The sequence below is a fragment of the Ruegeria sp. CK1 genome, from assembly GCF_056536545.1.
In genome coordinates this window covers 143,849-165,484 of the sequence record NZ_JBQFPX010000005.1, presented here as the reverse complement: position 1 = coordinate 165,484, position 21,636 = coordinate 143,849, and the positions used below count along the sequence as shown (strand labels likewise).

Annotated in this window: 23 protein-coding genes; 21 read left to right on the top strand and 2 right to left on the bottom strand. The window is 56.0% G+C overall.

Features of this window, described 5'->3' with window-relative positions; genetic code table 11:
* The first annotated feature begins 33 nt into the window (after positions 1-33).
* From ACR0L3_RS13560 to ACR0L3_RS13550, 3 genes are all read left to right on the top strand, one after another.
* Positions 34-1,266, top strand: a complete 1,233-nt coding sequence (locus ACR0L3_RS13560; protein WP_480746270.1) for an MFS transporter — start codon at positions 34-36, stop codon at positions 1,264-1,266.
* A 66-nt stretch (positions 1,267-1,332) separates the two neighbouring features.
* Positions 1,333-2,205 (top strand): 50S ribosomal protein L11 methyltransferase, encoded by an 873-nt coding sequence (locus ACR0L3_RS13555; RefSeq protein ID WP_480746269.1) that lies wholly within the window; start codon positions 1,333-1,335, stop codon positions 2,203-2,205.
* A gap of 105 nt (positions 2,206-2,310) precedes the next feature.
* Positions 2,311-2,655, top strand: a complete 345-nt coding sequence (locus ACR0L3_RS13550) for a hypothetical protein (protein WP_480746268.1) — start codon at positions 2,311-2,313, stop codon at positions 2,653-2,655.
* A 100-nt stretch (positions 2,656-2,755) separates the two neighbouring features.
* Here the strand turns inward: ACR0L3_RS13550 and ACR0L3_RS13545 are convergent, their stop codons facing one another.
* Positions 2,756-2,971, bottom strand: coding sequence for a DUF1127 domain-containing protein (locus ACR0L3_RS13545; protein ID WP_480746267.1), 216 nt, complete (start codon positions 2,969-2,971; stop codon positions 2,756-2,758).
* Positions 2,972-3,304: 333 nt separating this feature from the next.
* On the opposite strand from ACR0L3_RS13545, the gene ruvC reads away from it, so the two are divergent.
* The 4 genes from ruvC to ACR0L3_RS13525 all read left to right on the top strand — a co-directional run bounded on the left by ruvC (position 3,305) and on the right by ACR0L3_RS13525 (position 6,185).
* Positions 3,305-3,802: a crossover junction endodeoxyribonuclease RuvC gene (gene ruvC / locus ACR0L3_RS13540; RefSeq protein ID WP_480746266.1), complete on the top strand. Its 498-nt coding sequence runs from the start codon at positions 3,305-3,307 to the stop codon at positions 3,800-3,802.
* On the top strand, positions 3,799-4,476 hold the full coding sequence (ruvA, locus tag ACR0L3_RS13535) for a Holliday junction branch migration protein RuvA (RefSeq protein ID WP_480746265.1): 678 nt from the start codon (positions 3,799-3,801) through the stop codon (positions 4,474-4,476). Before ruvC ends, ruvA begins: the two co-directional genes overlap by 4 nt.
* 4 nt (positions 4,477-4,480) lie before the next feature.
* On the top strand, positions 4,481-5,500 hold the full coding sequence (ruvB, locus tag ACR0L3_RS13530) for a Holliday junction branch migration DNA helicase RuvB (RefSeq protein WP_480746264.1): 1,020 nt from the start codon (positions 4,481-4,483) through the stop codon (positions 5,498-5,500).
* Positions 5,501-5,561: 61 nt separating this feature from the next.
* Positions 5,562-6,185 carry a hypothetical protein gene (locus tag ACR0L3_RS13525; protein WP_480746263.1) on the top strand — a complete coding sequence of 208 codons (624 nt, stop codon included), beginning with the start codon at positions 5,562-5,564 and terminating at the stop codon, positions 6,183-6,185.
* 3 nt (positions 6,186-6,188) lie between these two features.
* On the opposite strand, the gene ACR0L3_RS13520 is transcribed toward ACR0L3_RS13525, so the two are convergent.
* Positions 6,189-7,895, bottom strand: a complete 1,707-nt coding sequence (locus tag ACR0L3_RS13520) for a SulP family inorganic anion transporter (RefSeq protein WP_480746262.1) — start codon at positions 7,893-7,895, stop codon at positions 6,189-6,191.
* Positions 7,896-8,084: 189 nt separating this feature from the next.
* Here ACR0L3_RS13520 and ybgC point away from each other — a divergent pair, with 189 nt between their 5' ends.
* The 14 genes from ybgC (at position 8,085) to ACR0L3_RS13450 (ending at position 21,630) form a co-directional block, all read left to right on the top strand.
* On the top strand, positions 8,085-8,492 hold the full coding sequence (ybgC, locus tag ACR0L3_RS13515; RefSeq protein ID WP_480746261.1) for a tol-pal system-associated acyl-CoA thioesterase: 408 nt from the start codon (positions 8,085-8,087) through the stop codon (positions 8,490-8,492).
* A 110-nt stretch (positions 8,493-8,602) separates the two neighbouring features.
* Positions 8,603-9,298, top strand: coding sequence for a protein TolQ (tolQ, locus tag ACR0L3_RS13510; protein WP_480746260.1), 696 nt, complete (start codon positions 8,603-8,605; stop codon positions 9,296-9,298).
* A 1-nt stretch (position 9,299) separates the two neighbouring features.
* On the top strand, positions 9,300-9,776 hold the full coding sequence (gene tolR / locus ACR0L3_RS13505) for a protein TolR (RefSeq protein ID WP_480746258.1): 477 nt from the start codon (positions 9,300-9,302) through the stop codon (positions 9,774-9,776).
* A gap of 9 nt (positions 9,777-9,785) precedes the next feature.
* Positions 9,786-10,880: an energy transducer TonB gene (locus ACR0L3_RS13500; RefSeq protein ID WP_480746257.1), complete on the top strand. Its 1,095-nt coding sequence runs from the start codon at positions 9,786-9,788 to the stop codon at positions 10,878-10,880.
* On the top strand, positions 10,877-12,196 hold the full coding sequence (gene tolB / locus ACR0L3_RS13495) for a Tol-Pal system beta propeller repeat protein TolB (protein WP_480746256.1): 1,320 nt from the start codon (positions 10,877-10,879) through the stop codon (positions 12,194-12,196). Before ACR0L3_RS13500 ends, tolB begins: the two co-directional genes overlap by 4 nt.
* 88 nt (positions 12,197-12,284) lie before the next feature.
* A complete protein-coding gene (pal, locus tag ACR0L3_RS13490) occupies positions 12,285-12,791 on the top strand; it encodes a peptidoglycan-associated lipoprotein Pal (RefSeq protein ID WP_480746255.1) in 507 nt (168 codons plus the stop codon).
* Between the two features lie 4 nt (positions 12,792-12,795).
* A complete protein-coding gene (gene ybgF, locus ACR0L3_RS13485; RefSeq protein WP_480746254.1) occupies positions 12,796-13,620 on the top strand; it encodes a tol-pal system protein YbgF in 825 nt (274 codons plus the stop codon).
* Positions 13,617-14,870, top strand: a complete 1,254-nt coding sequence (gene tilS / locus ACR0L3_RS13480; protein WP_480746253.1) for a tRNA lysidine(34) synthetase TilS — start codon at positions 13,617-13,619, stop codon at positions 14,868-14,870. The genes ybgF and tilS overlap by 4 nt, the downstream gene beginning before the upstream one ends.
* A gap of 76 nt (positions 14,871-14,946) precedes the next feature.
* A complete protein-coding gene (ftsH, locus tag ACR0L3_RS13475) occupies positions 14,947-16,863 on the top strand; it encodes an ATP-dependent zinc metalloprotease FtsH (RefSeq protein ID WP_480746252.1) in 1,917 nt (638 codons plus the stop codon).
* A 95-nt stretch (positions 16,864-16,958) separates the two neighbouring features.
* Positions 16,959-17,534, top strand: coding sequence for an MOSC domain-containing protein (locus ACR0L3_RS13470; protein WP_480746251.1), 576 nt, complete (start codon positions 16,959-16,961; stop codon positions 17,532-17,534).
* 165 nt (positions 17,535-17,699) lie between these two features.
* Positions 17,700-19,376 (top strand): formate--tetrahydrofolate ligase, encoded by a 1,677-nt coding sequence (locus ACR0L3_RS13465; protein WP_480746250.1) that lies wholly within the window; start codon positions 17,700-17,702, stop codon positions 19,374-19,376.
* Positions 19,377-19,434: 58 nt separating this feature from the next.
* The gene (locus ACR0L3_RS13460; protein ID WP_480746249.1) at positions 19,435-19,740 is read left to right on the top strand and encodes a chorismate mutase; all 306 of its coding nucleotides are present in this window, start codon (positions 19,435-19,437) and stop codon (positions 19,738-19,740) included.
* 51 nt (positions 19,741-19,791) lie between these two features.
* Positions 19,792-20,682, top strand: a complete 891-nt coding sequence (gene folD / locus ACR0L3_RS13455) for a bifunctional methylenetetrahydrofolate dehydrogenase/methenyltetrahydrofolate cyclohydrolase FolD (RefSeq protein WP_480746248.1) — start codon at positions 19,792-19,794, stop codon at positions 20,680-20,682.
* Between the two features lie 201 nt (positions 20,683-20,883).
* Positions 20,884-21,630: a LytTR family DNA-binding domain-containing protein gene (locus tag ACR0L3_RS13450; protein ID WP_480746247.1), complete on the top strand. Its 747-nt coding sequence runs from the start codon at positions 20,884-20,886 to the stop codon at positions 21,628-21,630.
* Positions 21,631-21,636 lie beyond the last annotated feature (6 nt).

The window sequence follows — 21,636 nt, the reverse complement described above, 5'->3', positions numbered from 1 at the left end:
GCCAAACCCGGAAAATGGGCGTAGAGGAGGCTCATGCTGAAACCTATGCCCCTTTCCGAGGCACAGAGCCTGCCGTTCTGGCGTCGCCCCATCACGCTGCTGTTTGTAATGGCCGTCGCGATGCCTCTGTCGTTTTCGACTTGGTCCGTGTTGCTCAATAATTTTGTTCACGAGGTAGGAGGATTCGACGGCTACGATCTTGGTTGGCTACACACTGTCCGAGAGATTCCCGGTTTTTTTGCAATATCTGTGATTTTGTTGCTTCTGCTTTTTCGGGAACAAGTGCTTGCGCTGATTTCGCTGATCTTGCTTGGGGCTGCTACAGCATTGACAGCCGCCTTCCCCGAGTTTGGTGGCATCCTGATGATCACCTTTCTTTCTTCCATTGGTTTCCACTTTTATGAGACGGTCAACCAATCCCTTCAGTTGCAATGGCTTGAGAAAGACAAAGCTCCCCAAGTTCTAGGCCGCATAATTGCTGTCGGATCGGCGGCAACGCTGGTTGCATATCTACTCATCAAGTTGGCTTGGAAGCCGCTTGGTCTGACTTTCGAAATCGTTTACCCAATCGCCGGTGGGGCGACGGTCGTGATTGCGCTTCTTGCTTTTGTTGCCTACCCGCAATTTGAAAGCCCCAACCCGCAACGCAAAGAGTTTGTATTGCGTCGACGCTACTGGCTTTACTACGCCCTGCAATTCATGTCTGGTGCCCGCCGCCAGATTTTTGTTGTTTTTGCAGGATGGATGATGGTCGAACGCTTCGGATACGAAGTGGATGATATGGTTTCACTCGTGGCAATCACGCTGATCGCAAACATGGTTGCAGCACCTTTGATAGGAAAAGCAGTTCATTTTTGGGGAGAAAAGAAGGCGCTAGTCGTCGAGTACACGGGGCTTGCTTTGATCTTCTTGTGTTACGGTGGAATATATTGGTTCGGTTGGGGGATCGCCCTCGCTGCGGCGTTGTATGTTCTGGATCATATCTTCTTCGCCTTGGCGTTGGCGCTGAAGACCTATTTCCAGAAGATTGCCGATCCTGCTGATATCGCCCCCACGGCAGCAGTGGCATTTACCATCAACCATATCGCGGCGGTCTTTCTACCAGCCTTGCTGGGGCTGTTGTGGGTGGTCTCGCCCGGAGCGGTCTTTGGTTTGGCGGCGGCAATGGCTTTGGTTTCCTTGGCGCTATCGATGCTGATCCCGCGCCATCCCGAGCCGGGCAATGAAACCATCCTGTCAAAATACGCCCCGGCCCCCGCAGAGTAGTCGCCAGAGCTTGACCTTGGCGGGTCCAAGCCATAGGCGCTGTCTCAACTGAGACAGGAGGCGTCCATGCCCACATTCACCGCACTTACCACTCTGACCGGCAAGAAAGCCGCCGAACGTCTGGGCGAAGCGATGGACCGTCTGAACCCAGAACCTACAGGTGTCGGCGTGTTTGAGGTCGAGGATGGTTCGGGTCTTTGGGAAGTGGGAGGCTATTTCACCGAAGCGCCGGATGAAACCGCGCTGGCCGTTCTGGCCGCCGCTTTTGAGGCAAAGCCTTTTGTAGTCTCAGAGCTGCCCGAAACCGACTGGGTTGCCCACGTTCGCCGAGAACTGGCACCGGTCGAAGCTGGCCGGTTCTTTGTTTACGGAAGCCACGACGCCGACAAAATACCTGAGGGTCGAATTCCCTTGCTGATCGAAGCAGCGATGGCTTTTGGCACCGGTCACCACGGCACGACGCTCGGCTGCCTTAAGGCGTTGGACTATTTGCTGAATGATGGCTTCACGGCTACCAAAGTGGCTGACATCGGTTGCGGCACTGCTGTTCTGGCGATGGCTGCCGCGCGGGTCTGGGACGGTGACATCATTGCCAGCGATATAGATCAGGTCGCCGTGGAGGTGGCTGAGGCGAACCTGAAAGCCAACAATATGTCTGGCCGTGTTCATTGTGTCGAGGCTGCGGGATTCGATCATCCCGACCTGCAAGCGTACGCCCCTTATGATTTGATTTTTGCCAATATTTTGAAGGGCCCGCTCGTGGCCTTGTCCCCCGAAATTGGAGCGAATCTGCGCTTGGGTGGACATGCGATCCTGTCGGGAATCCTCAATGAACAGGCTGACGATGTGATCTCTGTTTATTTACAGAACGGGTTTAATTTGACCAAAAGGGACGAGATTGGTGAGTGGACGACGCTAATCTTAACAAAACAGGGCTAAAATCAGACCATTTGCAGGAGTTTCATGGATTCTTGCCTCGTTTTTGTCGCAATCTGTAATTACCTTCGTAGCGTGGTATCGGGGGCGGTTCTTGAGGAGGCTGCCATGACGGGAAAACAACTGGAATTTGATCAGCGCGTCCATCGCCTGAACAAGAAACATGCCAAACTCAGCCGGGGCTATCGCGCCACGATGCGCAAGGATGGCCTTGTCGTGATGAAACCGCAGCGGGTCAAATCTGCGGTTCCGGCAAAGTTGCTTTTGATTTGTCTTGCAGGATTGTTCGCTTTTAAGACGTTCTTGCTAAGCAGTCTAGGTGCTTCGGCCTACCAATACCGTGTCGATAGTCTGGCAGAGGGCACCTCAGTTGAAAAAGCTGGTGCTTGGGTCATGCAAATTGATCCCGTGTCAGAATATCTGGCTAATCAGATCAACAGTTTCATTCCCTAATTCAGACCTCGTTAATGCAGAAACGCCGCGCATTTACAAATGCGCGGCGTTCTGTTGTGCCCCTAAAAGGGGAGAGGGGCATGTGAGTGGTGTTTACGTCTTAGCGACGACCTTCAGCTACGGCGTCAATGTCGCCGCGGCACAGGCCAATATCTTCCAGCTCACGATCCGACAGACCGTTCAATGCGTTGCGGGTCGCGCGGGCGTCACTCCAACCGATAGCAGCGTTTGCGATCGATGCGAAAGTTGCGCCGATACGGCCAACGAGGCCGAGCGAGCCAGTGGATGCGAAGCGGGTTGTGTCCAGTGCAGCCATATCCTGTTTCCTTCTGGTTTGTGTTCACGTTAAATAGTGCGATCTGAGCGGCATCTAGTGATGTCGAAATGGCTGTGCAAGTGCAGAAATTGCATGTGTCCTATGCAATTTTTGCAAGTCCGAAATTTCGTTAAAAACCCTTAATTTGTTGACCATTTGGCCGTTACCAAACGTGTCGAATTCAGGCATTTCGCTGTCGCAAACAGGCCGTTCTGTCGCCTGTGGGATAGGTGTGTCGTTTTCAGGTTGTGTGTCAATTCGCTTGGAAAATGTTCACGCTTCGTGCTAATCGGAAAGAAAGATCACAAAAACCCGAGCAGGCCGAGGCAAATCATGCGGATTTTGGGCATTGATCCGGGGCTCAGAACCCTGGGATGGGGCGTCATCGATTCGCATGGCAGCCGCCTAAGCCATGTTGCCAACGGGTTGTGCAAATCTGATGGGGATGATCTGGGCGAGCGTTTGCTTTCCCTACACAATCAAATTGTCGAGGTTATAGCAGAACACCAGCCCGACCAAGCTGCCATCGAACAGACCTTCGTCAACAAGGACGGGGCAGGCACGCTTAAGCTCGGTCAGGCGCGAGGGGTTGCCTTGCTGACGTTGGCCCAAGCTGGACTGCCAGTGGGGGAATATGCACCCAATCGGGTGAAAAAGACCGTGGTAGGTGTCGGGCACGCCGAGAAAGAACAAGTCCTGCACATGGTAAAACTACAATTGCCGGGGTGTCAGCCAAAAGGGGCGGATGCTGCGGATGCGTTGGCGATCGCTATCTGCCATTCGTATTACGGCACAGCGCCGCAAGCGCGAATGAAAGAGGTAAGAGCATGATTGGAAAACTGACGGGTCGGCTGGACTATCGCGCGGCGGATCATGTGCTGATCGACGTGCGCGGGGTTGGTTACATTGTGTATTGCTCAGACAGGACTATGGCGGCTTTGCCGGGTGTTGGCGAAGCGGTTTCGATCTACACTGACATGGTCGTGCGTGAAGATCTGATGCAGCTCTATGGCTTTCTTTCGTTGGTCGAGAAGGAATGGCATCGCCTGTTGTGCTCGGTGCAGGGCGTTGGTGCCAAGGTCTCGCTGGCTATTCTGTCAGCGTTGGGACCGGATGGTGTCAGCCGGTCCATCGCTCTGGGTGATTGGGGGGCTGTTAAGGCAGCTAAAGGTGTCGGACCGAAGACGGCACAGCGGATCGTATTGGACCTCAAGGACAAAGCACCGGGCGTGATGGCGATGGGTGGCACGGTGACCGAGGCGATGGACGGACCTGAACTGGACGTCGTCGAATTGGCGGAACCGACACCTGTACCCAAACGAGCGGTGAAGGCAGTGTCGGGATCGGCAGCAGCTTCTGCGGGCGCGTTGTCTGCGCTTGGTAACCTGGGTTATGGACCATCCGAGGCCGCGTCGGCAGTAGCCGAAGCAGCGGCTAGCCTGCCAGACGCAGGAGAGGCCGAGCTAATTCGTGCAGCCCTGAAACTGCTCGCTCCGAAAGGTTAATTAAATGGCAGACGCCGATCCCACCCTGCGTCCCGATCCTCTGCCAGAGGACAACGACCGAGCCTTACGCCCGCAAGGGTTGGACGAGTTTATTGGCCAGGCCGAAGCGCGCGCCAACCTGCGCATCTTTATCCAGTCTGCGCGACAGCGGGGCGAGGCAATGGATCATACGTTGTTCCACGGTCCGCCGGGACTGGGAAAGACAACGCTGGCGCAGATCATGGCGCGTGAATTGGGGGTGAATTTTCGCATGACCTCTGGCCCGGTGCTGGCCAAGGCAGGCGATTTGGCGGCTATCCTAACCAATCTGGAATCGCGGGATGTGCTGTTTATCGACGAGATCCACCGCCTGAATCCAGCGGTGGAAGAGGTTCTTTACCCGGCGATGGAGGATTTCGAATTGGACCTCGTAATAGGTGAAGGCCCTGCTGCGAGAACTGTTCGTATTGAATTGCAGCCCTTTACGCTTGTAGGGGCGACGACGCGGATGGGTCTGCTAACGACGCCACTTCGTGACCGGTTCGGCATTCCGACGCGTTTACAATTCTATACGGTCGATGAATTGCATGAGATCGTGACACGTAACGCCCGCAAGCTAGGTGCGCCCGCCGACAACGATGGTGCGCGCGAGATTGCGCGCCGCTCACGCGGGACGCCGCGGATTGCAGGACGATTGCTACGGCGGGTTGTCGACTTTGCCATTGTCGAAGGTGACGGGAGAATTACACGTGAACTAGCTGACGGTGCTCTGACGCGCCTAGGAGTCGATAACCTTGGCCTTGACGGCGCAGACCGGCGTTATCTGAAGCTGATCGCAGAGAACTACGCAGGCGGGCCGGTTGGGATTGAGACCTTGTCGGCTGCATTGTCTGAAAGCCGGGATTCACTGGAAGAAGTAATCGAGCCTTATCTGCTTCAACAGGGCCTCATACAAAGAACACCGCGAGGCCGAATGTTGGCTCAAAAGGCGTGGACACATCTGGGCATGGCTGCTCCGCGGGGGCAAAACGATCTGTTCGGTTGAAGTGCGCGCCTTTAGAAATTAAGCCTCTGGCGGCTGTATTTGAAACACAAGAGGACAAAGCGTGACACCCGATCAGATCGAGGCGCTGTTTACGCGTGAAAGTGGTGAATTCCTGTTCGCACGCTGGGGGCGCCCCATCGTGCCAATCGTTTTTGGCGTTGAGGACGTGACGCTTTCCACTGTCAAAGGTGCTTTTGAGGCTGTGGTGGCTTTGGCCGGGCACAAGATGGCCGAAACCGACCCCGAGCTAGGGGCCAATTGTATGGTTTTCTTCTTCCGCGAGTGGCAGGAGTTGCTGGAAGTTCCTGATCTGGATCGATTGATCCCGGATTTGGCGCCTTTAGTGGATCGTTTGGTGGCAGCAGATGCAAATCAATACCGGATTTTCCGGTTTGAGGAAGACGGAGCGATCCGTGCGGCCTTTGTTTTTCTCAAAATGGATAAAGAACTGTCAAAAGTACCGGCTGAGACCTTGGCGCTGAGCCAGGTGGTGCAAACCATCTTGCTTTGGTCAGACACTGCCTTTCGATCTCAATCCCCGCTTGCCATGGCGGATGGCACGACGGTTCTGCGACCAGACATCGCCGAATTGATCCGTGCGGCGTATGATCCCGTCCTTCCCGGCGCGTCACAAGATGCATCTCATGCGCTTCGATTATTTGCACGGCTCAGTGCTCCACAATAAGGTTTAGGTGGGCGTTTTTTCAGTGCGCTGGAACGCTTCAATCAGGTTGGCGCCGGTATCAAAGTAAGCGTCTTGCCCCACCAATTCGGTGATCCCGTAGCGGTCCAGTTCCTTTCTGACATCTGGCTCGACCAACAGAAAGACCAGCCGGATGTTCTTTGAATGAAGCAATTCATGAACATTGCGAAGGGTGTATCCCGCTGTGAAGTCCACATCATCCACCGAAGACGCCTCGATACAAAACCAGCGCAATTCGGGTTTGGCGTTTTTTACGATCTCGGTGATCTCGTCCGAAAGACGCTGAGTGTTGGCATAGTACAGGCTGTGGGAAAAGCGATAGATCACTAGACCGGGCGCGAATTGGTTGGGTTCGTCAAGAGGATGAGTATGCCATCCGCCATCGGTGCCTTTGACGATAACAGTGTTTTTTGGCCGGTATCCTCGACGTGTATGGTCAATCAGTGACAGGACCATTGCGAATATGATCCCTTGTTCGACGCCGACTAGAACCACGACCGCCGCCGTCGAGACTGCGATCCAGAACTCAGACCGGGCCTGTCGATAAATGGCAGTAAGACCTTTCACATCGATTAGCTTGACGCCAATCAGGAAAACAACCGCTGACAGGGCCGCGTTCGGCAAGTAAGCCAGTGGGCCGGTCAGAAACAGGATGACGACAAGAACAATGGCAACCGTTGTCAGTTGCGCGATCTGGCTACGGCCTCCGGCACTTGCAACCATCTCGGTTTTGGTCGGGCTGCCGTTTACTACGAAAGTTCCCGTGAATGCAGCGCCAAGATTGGCCAATCCCAATCCGACAAGGTCCGTGTTTTCGCTGAACTTATCTTCGTATCGGGCAGCATAGGCGCGCGACGTAGCCGCGCTTTGCGCCAGTATTACGACAAAGATAGACAGAGCGGTGGGTGTAAGTTGTTTGAAAAGGGACCAACTCCAATCCACATCCGGGATCGACAAAGCGGGCAGGCCACTGGGAACCGCGCCCAAAACGGCAATGCCAGAGTCGCTGAGGTGAAAGACCCAGCTGCACAGGATGACGCCCAATATGGCGATCAGAGGGCCAGGTATTTTGTTAGACAGCAGCTTGCATCCAACCACGACCAGCAGAACACCCAGAGAAACCGCAAGCGTTGGCCAGCTTGTCTGTCCGTAGTTATGTATGAGGTCCTGAAGCTTGGCGAGTGTGCCGTGCCCTGATGCTGCAATTCCCAGCATGCCGGGGATTTCTCCTGTCGCCACCTGTATGCCGACCCCGGTCAAAAAACCCACCAGAACGGTGCGCGATAGGAAATCTGCCAAAAACCCAAGGCCGATAATGCGCGCGGCAATCAACAATACGGCCGCCATCAGCGCCAGTAGCGAAGCCAGCGCCAGATATTCAGACGAACCCGAAACTGCCATGCCAGCGAGAGCCGAGGCAGTAATCGCTGCCGTCGCGGAATCCGCTCCGACGACAAGATGCCGGGACGATCCAAACAAAGCGAACAAAGCCATCGGGATGAGGATCGTGTAAAGCCCGGTCACAACCGGGGTGCCTGCAATTTTGGTGTAACCCATGACTTCGGGGATCGCGAGACAGGCGAAGGTCAGCCCCGCCAGAATCTCAGTTGGAATGTTAGAACGGTTTACGGGCAGGAGGCCTTGGAAGACGGGAAGCGGGAATTTACCCTCGTTGTGACGGTGCCCTGCCATTCTAACATCCTTTAAATTCAAACCTCTATTGAGAAGCCTAGTATGCAAATGGCTGAATTTCGATACTGCCAACAACTTAACTTAAATTTTGCCGCCTAGCAGGGATTGCGTCTTTGCTTGCATTTATGTGAGGCATGACGTGCACCATGCAGATCAAATCATAATGTTTGAACGACCGGATTCGTGCCTATGACCAACCAAAAAGCTGAGCAGCAAAAGCACATTTACACGGTGCGGGTCTATTACGAAGACACGGATATGGGCGGTGTCGTCTATCACGCGAATTATTTGAAATATATTGAACGAGCGCGGTCAGATTACGTGCGCCGCTTGGGCAACGACCAAAACGCGATGCGCGACGACGGGATCGTTTGGGTCATTCGGCGGATCGAAGCAGATTACCTGGCCCCAGCGCGGTTTGATGATGAACTGACTATCGAAACAGAATTCTTATCGCGCTCGGGGGTCCGGCTGACCATGGGGCAATTGGTAAAACGCGGCGATACTGAAATATTCCGTGCTACAGTTACCGCAGTCTGCATGAACGCGCAGGGCAAACCGGTTCGGCTTCCGGCAGAGATTCGCGCATTGCTGTAACAAATTGCGGCGCAGAGGTGGTTCTGTTGGCTTTTCAGGGCCATCTGGGTTAGCGTCTGGCAAAACAAGGCCATACGAACGGCCGTCAGGCAAAAACAAAGAGCAGGTTCATGGAAGCTGAAACGCTGGTGCTGGCGCAGGAGATCGACTTCTCCATGTGGGGGCTTTATGCCCGCGCGACGTTTATCGTTAAACTGGTGATGTTGATGTTGGTTGGCGCATCCATCTGGTCTTGGGCGATTATTATTCAGAAGCTGATCAACTACCGTGCGGCGCGCGGCGAAGCGCGGGTGTTTGATGAAAGCTTCTGGTCTGGGAACCCACTGGATGAGCTGTTCGAACAAATAGGCACACAGCCCGATGGTAGTTCAGAGAAGATTTTTGCCGCCGGCATGATCGAGTGGCGGCGATCCCACCGAACGGATGGCGGGTTGATAGCAGGTGCCACTGCCCGGATTGACCGGTCAATGAATGTGGCAATCGCAAAAGAAGCCGAGACACTGCAAAAAGGTTTGCCCATTTTGGCGACGGTCGGCTCGACTGCGCCGTTCATTGGCTTGTTTGGAACGGTCTGGGGTATCATGAACGCCTTTATCGAGATTGCCGAACAACAGAACACCAACCTCGCCGTTGTCGCCCCTGGTATTGCCGAGGCCTTGCTAGCAACAGGTCTGGGCCTGCTGGCCGCGATACCAGCAGTGATTTTCTATAACAAACTCAGCGCGGACAGTGATCGGATCGTTGGCGGCTATGAAGCTTTTGCCGACGAATTCGCAACTATTCTATCGCGCCAGTTGGACAGCTGACATGGGTGCGGCGGTTCAGCAAAACGGGGAAGGGAACGGGCGTAGACGCGGTCGGCGTCGTGGGCGCGCGCAGCCGATGGCTGAGATCAACGTGACACCGTTTGTCGACGTCATGCTGGTGCTGCTGATCATTTTTATGGTTGCCGCACCGCTGCTGACAGTTGGAGTGCCGGTTGACTTGCCCAAAACGGCCGCAAGTGCCTTGCCCGGTGATAACGAAGAACCGCTGACAGTCACGTTGACTGCCGATGGGCGGGTGCAAATCCAAACCACGGATGTTCAACGCGAAGAGTTGATTGGCAAACTGCGCGCCATCGCTGCAGAACGTAGCAGTGACCGCGTGTTCCTGCGCGCTGACGGGGCGATCCCATATGCGCAGGTGATGCAAATCATGGGCGCACTGAATGCGGGTGGGTTTTCCAATGTCGGTCTTGTGACCGACACCGGCGGGCCGACCCTGGACGAAGGTGGAGAGTGAGGCCGCACGGTGGATACCGGCACCAAGATCTCGGCGATTGCCCATGTCACTTTGATTGGATGGGCTTTATTTGGCGGTACCTTCCGGTCCGAACCTCTGCCTATGGCAGTACAGGAGGTGTCGGTGGTCTCTGCTGAACAATTTGCCGCGATGACCGCACAGCGTGATGCGCCGGAGGTACCGACCGCAACTGCCTTACAACAACCTGAAGCACCCGAAGAACAGCCAGCCCCACCTGAGACGGTGGACAAAGAAATTACGCCTCCCGAAGTCGTGACACCTCCGGACCCCGAACCCGATCCTGTGCCCGAGCCGGTTGAGCCTCCGCCCGAACCGGAAGTGGTCGAGGAACCCCCGATCCTGGATCAGCCCGAGCCTGTGACCGAAACATTGCCTGTGCCTCCCGGCCCCGAGGCGCAGCCGCGCGCAGCTGACAAGGTAGCGCCCGAGCCCGTTGCCCCGCCGCCCCCCGAGGCGCAGCCTGATGATATTGAGACCCCAGCCGTCTCCTTAGATGAAGGCGCAGAGACGCAACAGGAACAGCAGGATCAGACCGCCCCTGAGGAGGCCACGGATGAGATCGTAACCGAGGCGGAAGAAACCAAAGAGAACGCCCCGCGTACATCTCCTAGGCCCCAAGTTCGGCCCAACCGACCTACGCCCCCGGCGCAAACGGAAGTTGCCGAAGAACTAGAGCCAACCCCGTCGGAACAAGTCGACGAAAGCGCGGTCGAAGACGCCTTGGCTGAGGCGTTGAGGCAGAGCAATGAACCCTCTGGCCCGCCGCTGACCAGTGGTGAAAAAGATGCCATGCGTCTGGCGGTTTCGCAGTGTTGGAACGTAGGATCCCTGTCCACGGACGCGCTGCAAACGGTTGTGGTTGTAGGGTTTTCACTTTCTCCGGACGGCAAGGTCGTTGGGGGCAGCTTGCGCATGCTCGACAGCTCTGGCGGCACGGCAGCGTCTGCAAAACAGGCATATGAGGCCGCTCGGCGTGCTATTTTGCGCTGCGGGGCAAAAGGATATGATCTGCCTGCTGACAAATACGATCAGTGGCAGGATATTGAGATTACATTCAATCCCGAGAGGATGCGGATCAAATGATGAGATTTCTGATCAGCCTGTTGCTTGGCCTGACGATTTTGACAGCGCCGGTATACGCTCAGAGCGGACCGCTGCGTCTGGAATTGGATCAGGGGATTATCGAACCCTTGCCCTTTGCGGTGCCGAATTTCGTGCCCGATGGGCCGGCGGCGACACAGTATGCCAATGACATCTCTCGGGTCGTTGCAGCGGATTTGACCGGAACCGGACTATTCCGCGAAATTTCTTCAGACGCATTCATCAGCCGTGTCAGCAGTTTTGATGCTCCGGTGCAGTTTGCGGATTGGAAAGCCATCAACGCGGACGCGCTGGTGACAGGGGCTGTGAACGTCTCGGGCAACCGCCTGACGGTTCGGTTTCGAGTATGGGATGTGTTCTCGGGTCAGGAACTAGGCAACGGTTTACAATTTGCAGGCACGACCGAGGGCTGGCGGCGCATGGCGCATAAGGTAGCCGATCAGGTCTACAGCCGGATCACAGGCGAGGGGGCCTATTTCGACAGCCGCGTGGCGTTTGTGTCTGAAAGCGGACCCAAGGACCAACGCCTGAAACGGCTTGCGATCATGGACTATGACGGGGCCAACGTTCAGTATCTGACAGACAGTTCGTCTATCGTATTGGCCCCGCGCTTTTCACCGACAGGCGACCGGTTGCTGTATACCAGTTATGAAACCGGCCAACCGCGCATCTATGTTCTGGATGTTGACCGCGTTAAGCGGACCGAACTGAAAACTCAGGAAGGCACGATGAGCTTTTCTCCACGTTTCTCGCCCGATGGTCGCTCGATCGTGTATTCGCTGATTCAGGGCGGTAACACCGATCTGTGGAAGATGGATTTGGCTTCTGGTCAAAGTGTGCGCCTGACCAACACGACGGCGATTGAAACCGCGCCCAGCTACTCTCCGGACGGGTCGCAAATCGTGTTTGAAAGCGACCGCTCGGGTACACCGCAGCTTTACATCATGCCAGCAAATGGGGGGGAAGCGACCCGTATCAGCTTTGGTCAAGGGCGCTATGGTACTCCGGTCTGGTCCCCGCGCGGTGATCTGATTGCATTTACCAAGCAGAACAAGGGCCGGTTCCACATTGGTGTCATGCGTGTCGATGGAAGCGAGGAGCGCTTGCTGACCTCGTCTTTCCTGGACGAAGGACCGACATGGTCACCTAATGGCCGCGTTATCATGTTCACACGCGAAACCCAAGGTGCAAGCGGTCGGGCGACGCTGTATTCCGTTGATATTTCAGGTCGGAACCTGCGCCCGGTCAGAACTCCGGATGGTGGCAGCGATCCATCCTGGGGACCATTGCAGAATTGATCGGAGCAGGGGCTTGGAAAAGTTCACAAAAATCCTGCACTGTGATACAGAGGCGGCAATAAACCGATAAAACGACGAGGCATCTGAAATGAATGTATTGGGCAAAATCATAGCGTTGGGCGCGCTGAGTGTCATCGCTGCCTGCACCAACAACGATCCGTCAGCATTGGGCGGGTTTGGCAATGGCGCCAACGGAGCAATCGCGCCAGGTTCGCCAAGCGATCCGCGCTCACCGGCCTATTTCCAGCAAACCATTGGTGACCGCGTGTTGTTCTCTGTGGACCAGTCCACCCTGACACCACAGGCGCAAACGATCTTGCAAGGACAGGCGGACTGGCTGATGGCCAACCCGGACTATGTGGCGACAATCGAAGGTCACGCTGACGAACAAGGCACACGTGAATACAACCTCGGTCTTGGTGCAAAACGGGCGAATGCGGCTCGGGACTATCTGATTTCACGCGGCGTGGCAGGCAATCGTCTGACGACTGTCAGCTACGGTAAAGAGCGCCCGATTGAGATTTGCAGCACCGAGGATTGCTATTCCAAAAACCGCCGTGCGGTGACGGTGCTGACCGGTTCAACCTTGGGGTAAGACAATGAGAATTGCAGGATGGGTTCTGGCCGCAGTTGTCGCGACCGTTGGCATGGCGCAAGCACAGGATCAGCAGACACTGGCGGATATCCGTCAGGAACTGACGGTGCTGCATGTTGAGATTCAGCGCTTGAAGCGCGAGTTTTCGACCACTGGGTCTCCAGCTCCGAACCTGTCCGGCAGTTCGATTCTTGAACGTGTGGATGCGATCGAGGCCGAGTTGCAACGTCTGACGCGGCAAACCGAACAGTTGGACCAGCGGGTGCAGAATATCGTGGCAGATGGGACCAACCGGATAGGAGATCTTGAGTTCCGTTTGGTTGAACTTGAAGGTGGTGACCTAAGCACTTTGGGCGAAACGTCGACTCTTGGCGGCGAAACCCAAGTTACAGCTGCAGTACCTGTTGCGCCAACGGCGCCGTCCACGCCTGATCAAGGGGAACTGGCGATTGGCGAACGAGCGGACTTTGACGCCGCAGCGCAGGCTTTGGCTGACGGAGATTTTCAGGCAGCCGCTGACCAATTTGCGCAATTCGACACCTCTTACCCAGGCAGCCCCCTGGCCCCCGAGGCCAATCTGAAACGTGGACAAGCGTTGGAAGGTATGGGCGATACGCGTGAAGCCGCGCGGGCGTTTCTGGCCAGCTTTACCGGCGACTCCGAAGGCGCGTTTGCGCCCGAGGCATTGTTCGAACTTGGCGCCGCGCTGGGGCGTTTGGGGCAAACTGACCAGGCGTGCATCACTCTGTCCGAGGTTGGCGTGCGCTTTCCGACCGCGCCCACAGTAGCCGCGGCCACACAGGAAATGGCATCGCTGGGCTGTTCTTGACCGATCAGGCTGAATCTCTTCGATCCGAAATTCGCGCGCAGTTGCCTGTTAGGTTGCCGCCGCGTTTGGGGGTGGCCGTTTCGGGTGGGGGTGACTCAATCGCTCTGATGAGGCTGTTGCACGAAATTGCCCAGATCGAACAGGTCGAACTATTCGCGGCAACAGTAAATCACGGGTTACGCCCTGAGGCTGCGGCCGAGGCCGCCCGGGTGGCCGAACAGGCGGAGCAACTGGGAATCCCGCATGAAACGCTTGTTTGGCAAGGTTGGGACGGTTCGGGAAACCTGCAGGATCAGGCGCGGCAAGCGCGCTATCGGCTGTTGACGAACTGGGCAACAAGAAACGACATTTCGGCAATTGCCTTGGGACATACGGCGGATGATCAGGCCGAAACGGTGCTGATGCGGCTTGGCCGTGCGGCTGGCGTGACGGGGCTTTCTGGTATGCCCACCGCGCGGACGCTGGACGGAATAAGGCTAATTCGACCTATGCTGAAGGTCACTCGGCAAACCCTGCGGGATTACTTGTCGGAACGCGGCATGGATTGGATAGAAGATCCGTCGAATCACGATCAGAAATTCGACAGGATCAAGGCGCGCAAGGCGTTGTCTGAGCTGGAACCGCTGGGCATTTCCGCGTTATCGCTGACTCGTGTGGCTGAAAATCTTGCACAAGCGCGTGAGGCTTTGGCTCGTTTTACGCAGGAATCCGCCCTTAAAGTCACGAAAGTTGACGGCGGTGACGTGTGCGTGGACCGAAGCGGCTTTGGGATGTTGCCTGCCGAGGTTCAAAGACAGTTGGTTATGGGAACAATCGCGTGGATTGCCGGGCAGGGGTATCCGCCGCGTGGGTCTGCGGTGGATCAGGCTGTCGCGGCTGTTCGAGGCGGCCAAACTTTTACATTGGCCGGATGTATGTTGATCCCGAAGGGCGATAAAACGTGGTTTTGCAGGGAACTAAACGCCGTGGCACTGCAGATCGCCGCTCCGCACCAGGCATGGGACAACCGCTGGATCCTGTCTGGTCCCGATGATTTCGATGCTGAGGTCCGCGCATTGGGTGAGAATGGCTTGTCGCAGCTAGAAAACTGGCGTGCTTTAGGCAAACCGCGTCAAGCGCTTTTGTCTTCTCCAGCCGTTTGGCGTGGCGAAACCATTATTGCAGCTCCACTGGCTGATTTTTCGAACGGTTGGGTTGCTGAGTTGGTGCCGCAACGGCCCGAGTTTTACTCTTCTCTTTTATCGCATTGAACCTGCTTGAATCATCTCTATTTTAAAGAGCAACCCGGCAGATCCCCATCTGCCGAAATCTTTTGGGAGATTTTTCTTGGGCAACGCTCGTAACATCGCCTTCTGGGTCGTTCTGTTTCTGCTGATCCTTGCACTGTTCAATTTCTTCAGTGGTCAGGGTGGAACGCTTCAAAGCAATGAAAGAACCTATTCTGATTTCGTCAGCGCCGTAGAGGCCGGCGAAGTCAAGAATGTGACGCTCGATGGTGAGCAGATTCGCTATACCACTCAAAGCGGTGCAAACTACGTCACCATCAAACCGGGTGATGCAGAAGTCACCAAACTGTTGATAGATGAGAGTATCCCTGTTCAGGCGGTAAAACAGCAGCAATCCGGCTTTCAGTCGTTTATCCTGACCTTGCTGCCCTTCCTGCTGCTGATCGGTGTCTGGATCTATTTCATGAACCGGATGCAAGGCGGTGGCAAAGGCGGTGCGATGGGCTTTGGTAAGTCCAAGGCAAAAATGCTGACCGAAAAGCACGGCCGCGTGACGTTTGACGATGTGGCCGGCATCGACGAAGCCAAGGAAGAGCTGGAAGAGATCGTGGAGTTCCTGCGAAACCCACAGAAATTCTCACGCCTGGGTGGTAAAATTCCGAAAGGCGCTCTGCTTGTTGGCCCTCCGGGTACCGGTAAAACGCTGCTGGCCAGAGCGATTGCGGGCGAAGCGGGTGTGCCGTTCTTCACCATCTCGGGCTCGGACTTCGTTGAGATGTTCGTAGGTGTTGGTGCGTCCCGCGTGCGCGACATGTTTGAACAAGCCAAGAAGAATGCGCCCTGTATTGTGTTCATCGACGAGATCGACGCCGTGGGTCGCCATCGTGGTGCCGGTTACGGCGGCGGTAACGACGAACGCGAACAGACCCTCAACCAGCTGCTGGTTGAGATGGACGGGTTCGAGGCAAACGAAGGCGTGATCATTCTTGCGGCTACAAACCGTAAAGATGTTCTTGACCCGGCGCTGCTGCGTCCGGGCCGTTTTGACCGGAACGTGACCGTTGGAAACCCCGACATCAAAGGCCGCGAAAAGATTCTGGGCGTGCATGCCCGCAAGACGCCTCTGGGCCCCGATGTCGATCTGCGCATTATCGCGCGCGGTACACCGGGCTTCTCGGGTGCCGATCTGGCGAACCTCGTGAACGAGGCCGCGCTGATGGCTGCTCGTGTGGGCCGTCGCTTTGTCACTATGGAGGATTTTGAGAACGCCAAGGACAAAGTGATGATGGGGGCTGAGCGCCGTTCGATGGTGCTGACCCAGGATCAGAAGGAAAAGACTGCTTACCACGAGGCTGGCCATGCTGTTGTTGGTCTGGAACTGCCGCTGTGCGATCCGGTCTACAAAGCGACGATCATTCCACGCGGTGGTGCGTTGGGGATGGTGGTTTCGCTACCCGAGATGGACCGTCTTAACTATCACCGTGATGAGTGCGAGCAAAAGCTGGCGATGACGATGGCAGGTAAAGCTGCCGAGGTGATCAAATACGGCGAAGACCACGTCTCAAACGGTCCGGCGGGTGACATCATGCAAGCCAGCCAGTTGGCGCGTGCGATGGTTATGCGCTGGGGCATGTCCGATAAGGTCGGCAACATTGATTATGCCGAAGCCCATGAAGGATATCAGGGCAACACCGCTGGTTTCTCGGTTTCGGCACATACAAAAGAGCTGATTGAGGAAGAGGTAAAGCGCCTGATCCAACAAGGTTATGAGCACGCTCACAAGATTCTGTCCGACAAGAACGAAGAATGGGAGCGTCTGGCACAAGGTCTGCTGGAATATGAGACCCTGACCGGCGACGAGATCAAGCGCGTTATGAACGGTGAATCTCCGAACGAAGGCGATGATGAAGGCGACAAACCCGATGAGGGCAGCGCGCCCAGCGTGACGGCAATTCCGAAGACCAAAGTCAAGAAATCCCCACCTGATGGTGGGATGGAGCCAGAACCGTCGGCATAGTTGGAAAACCCGGAGCAAGCCTCCGGGTTTTTCTTTTTTCATCAGATCGTTACTGGGCATTATGCGGGTGACGACGCTGATAAAAAGGGAAGCCCATGCCGTTTTCGCGTGAAACCGAGTATTCAGGCGAAGTGATCTGGCTGGGTCATGTGCCTGCAGGTCAGTCCTTGCGGGCCAATCCTATGGACGCGTTGGATCTGGGATTCGAAGGTGTGCATGGTGAACGGCATGAGGGGCTCAATCGGGCTTCCTGTGTCCGGGTCAAGAACCTCTATGCGCAAGGCACCGAAATCCGGAATGTGCGGCAGGTATCGATACTGTCTGCGGAAGAACTGGTCGTGATCGCAGCTGAGATGGAGTTGGATGATCTTGATCCGTCATACCTCGGGGCGTCGATCGTTGTGAAAGGCATCCCCGATTTTTCGCACATCCCACCGTCGTCGCGCCTGCAGGCTGGAAATGGCACGACGATCACGATCGATATGGAAAATGCTCCGTGTGTCCTGCCGGGCCGCGAGATCGAACAAGATCACACTGGCCACGGGGCTGCGTTCAAACCCGCAGCACAGGGTCGGCGCGGGGTGACAGGATGGGTCGAACGCCCTGGGTCTTTGCGTATCGGTGACAGATTGCGGTTGTTTGTGCCGGATCAACCAGCGTGGGCACCATAAAGGCCAGTCGTTTCCGATCAGAGACCGGTGAAATGGCGCTACGCCGTTTCGCGGCACAATTATGTCGGAATCCATAGCCATCTGTTTGGTGCACAACGGTATGGATTGCGCAGCGCCGACGCTCTGCGTCGGTTTAGCACGGCATTCAATCAGGGACCCTGCCCAATGAGCTACAAATCCGATATCGAAATCGCTCGCGAAGCGAACAAGAAGCCGATTCAGGAAATCGGCGCCAAGCTGGGTATCTCCAGCGACGATCTGCTGCCCTACGGCCATGACAAGGCGAAGGTCAGCCAGGATTTCATCAACTCGGTTCAAGACCGCGAAGACGGTAAGTTGATTCTGGTAACCGCCATCAACCCGACCCCGGCAGGTGAAGGTAAGACCACAACCACTGTTGGTCTGGGTGACGGTCTGAACCGCATCGGCAAAAACGCGATGATCTGTATCCGCGAAGCCTCGCTCGGCCCGAATTTCGGCATGAAGGGTGGCGCTGCGGGTGGCGGTTACGCGCAGGTTGTTCCGATGGAGGAAATGAACCTGCACTTCACTGGTGACTTCCACGCCATCACCTCGGCCCACTCGCTGTTGTCGGCGATGATCGACAACCACATCTACTGGGGCAATGAGTGCGATATCGACATCCGTCGTGTCGCATGGCGTCGTGTGGTCGACATGAACGACCGAGCGCTGCGTCAGATCACTGCCAGCTTGGGTGGTGTGTCGAACGGTTTCCCGCGTGAAGCAGGATTTGACATCACCGTGGCATCGGAAGTCATGGCGATCCTGTGCCTTGCAAACGACCTGAAAGACCTGGAAAAGCGTCTGGGCGACATCATCGTCGCATACCGCCGCGACAAAACGCCTGTCTATTGCCGCGACATCAAGGCCGAAGGCGCAATGACCGTTCTGCTGAAGGACGCAATGCAGCCGAACTTGGTGCAGACGCTGGAAAACAACCCGGCATTTGTCCACGGCGGCCCGTTCGCGAACATCGCACACGGTTGTAACTCGGTCATTGCGACCAAGACCGCTTTGAAAGTTGCCGACTATGTCGTGACCGAAGCCGGTTTCGGTGCTGATCTGGGTGCCGAGAAGTTCATGAACATCAAGTGCCGTAAGGCGGATATTGCTCCGTCGGCAGTGGTACTGGTTGCCACCGTGCGCGCGATGAAGATGAACGGCGGCGTCGCAAAGGCTGATCTGGGAGCGGAAAACGTCGACGCAGTTCAGTCCGGTTGCGCCAACCTGGGTCGTCACATCGAAAACGTTAAGTCGTTTGGTGTTCCGGTTGTTGTCGCCATCAACCACTTTGTCACTGACACCGATGACGAAGTGCAGGCGGTCAAGGATTACTGCGCCGAGCATGGTGTTGAAGCGATCCTGTCGCGCCACTGGGAACTGGGTTCGGATGGTTCGGCTCCGCTGGCTGAAAAAGTTGTCGAAATCGTCGAAGGTGGCAGCGCCAACTTCTCGCCGATCTATCCCGACGAAATGCCGCTGTTCGAAAAGATCGAAACCATCGCCAAGCGCATCTACCGCGCTGACGAAGTTCTGGCCGACAACAAGATCCGCAACCAACTGCGTGAGTGGGAAGAGGCAGGCTACGGCAATTTCCCGGTCTGCATGGCGAAAACCCAGTATTCGTTCTCGACCGATCCAACTCTGCGCGGCGCGCCCACCGGCCACTCGGTTCCGGTGCGTGAGGTTCGCCTGTCGGCTGGTGCCGGTTTCATCGTCGTTGTCTGCGGTGAGATCATGACCATGCCCGGCCTGCCGCGTAAACCGGCTGCAGAAACCATCTGCCTCAATGACGCAGGTGAGATCGAGGGCTTGTTCTAAGCGCCCGAATGATACATCTCGTGGTCCGGGGATATCCCCGGGCCATGAGGAGACGAACATGCCCACTCTGACACCGCCGCAAGACTGTCAATCGATGCAGGAGTTGCGGGCTCAGATCGACAAGCTGGATCGCCAACTGATTGAGATGTTGGTGACTCGCGCAGGCTATATCGACCGCGCGTCTCAGCTGAAACCCGGAGAGGGGCTGCCCGCTCGCATCCCCGATCGTGTCGAAGACGTGGTGCAGCGCGTGCGCAAGAGTTCCAGTGAGTTGGGCATGGATCCCGACCTTGCCGAACAGCTCTGGCGCATTTTGATTGACTGGTCGATTGCCCGCGAAGAACGCGTGCTCGGCCCCGACTGAAGACCCGGGCGCTTTTAGCGCCCGATCCGTTTGGAAAGAAGGGATCATAGGATGGTAGCGCAGGTTATCGACGGTAAGGCGTTTGCGGCCAAGGTTCGTGCTCAGGTGGCCGATCAGGTTGCGAAGCTAAAAGAGGAAAACGGCATCACTCCAGGTCTGGCCGTGGTTCTGGTAGGCGAAGACCCGGCCAGTCAGGTGTATGTCCGCTCGAAAGGCAAGATGACCGTCGAAGTTGGGATGAACTCGTATGAGCACAAGCTGGATGTGGACACGTCCGAAGCAGACCTGCTGGCGCTGATCGACAAGCTGAACAACGATCCTGCTGTGCACGGTATTCTGGTGCAACTGCCTCTGCCCAAGCACCTGAATGAAGATTTGGTGATCAATTCGATCGACCCGGCCAAGGATGTCGATGGTTTCCACATTTCGAACGTGGGTCTGCTGAGTACCGGCCAGAAGTCGATGGTACCCTGTACCCCGCTGGGTTGCTTGATGATGCTGCGTGACCACCACGGCTCGCTCTCCGGCATGGACGCGGTCGTGATTGGCCGTTCAAACATCGTGGGCAAACCTATGGCGCAATTGCTGCTTGGTGACAGCTGCACCGTGACCATCGCGCATTCGCGCACCAAGGACCTGCCGGATGTCGTGCGCCGTGCCGACATCGTTGTTGCCGCCGTAGGTCGCCCCGAAATGGTCCCCGGTGACTGGATCAAGGAAGGCGCCACCGTAATCGATGTTGGTATCAATCGCATTGAACGTGACGGCAAGAACAAGCTGGTTGGTGACGTGGATTATGTCTCCGCGGCCGAGCGCGCAGGCGCGATCACACCAGTTCCAGGTGGTGTCGGCCCGATGACCATCGCCTGCCTGCTGGCCAACACTTTGACCGCCTGCTGCCGTGCGAATGGCCTGCCAGAGCCCGAAGGTCTTACAGCCTAATAAGCCGAAAGCACCGGTGATTGCATGGGCCGAAGAGTGGGAACGCTCTTCGGCTTTTTCTTTGTGAAGATTGCAAAAAGTTTGAATCGACGGGGTTTGAAGTGTCTAAATTTGGTGATAAATAAATCTTTCCAGCCGGTTACACGGTTTTCGGATATTCGGTTTCTTGGTTGGGCATCGTCGACCGTTCGTTGAGTGAGTATGAAAGTTCTACCAAGTAAAATCCTGTCCGAGATTACCCTACGCCGAGCGATTGCGGGCGTTGCTTTCCCTCCGCTGCTGGCATGCGCTTTTCAACCTTTTCCTGATCTTTTCTTAAATTACATGCAAAGGTTTGTGTTCTGGGTCGGTGTGATGGGTCTGGCGCTCTGCATAACGTGGATTGCCCGAAGACTGGTTCAGCGGTTTTTTCCTGATACGCGGTTTTCGTGGCGTGATGTTGCTTTAATCGCGTTCATTCTGGCGCTGTTTGTCCCATCCTTGTGGTTCTTGTCTTTCTTGTTGATCTCTTCAGGTGGTCAGCAGGCACCAAACATCCTGTCGGTTGCGCCCTACGGTGCGCTGTTCGCCACCGGTTTGGTACTGGTTCGAGGTCACAGTCAGGTGGTGCCAACTCTGGCAAAGGCAGAACCCCTGGCTCCGCGTTTGATAAAGCGTTTGCCGGAATCCTTTTCAGGTAAAATCTTTCGCCTAACCGTTCGCGATCATGCCGTCGATGTGGTGACGTGCGAGGGAACATTCACCATCCGGTCAAGGTTTAGCGACGCAATTTCTGAAATGGAGCCGGTCTTAGGGCATTGCACGCATCGGTCACATTGGGTCGCTGGTGACGCCATTGTCGGGGATGTAAGGAAAGACGGAAAGTCTTTCTTACGCTTGAAGAACGGCGATCTGGTTCCAATCAGCCGGAAATACAAACCCAAACTGGAACAGGACGGTGTTATCTGACTTTGG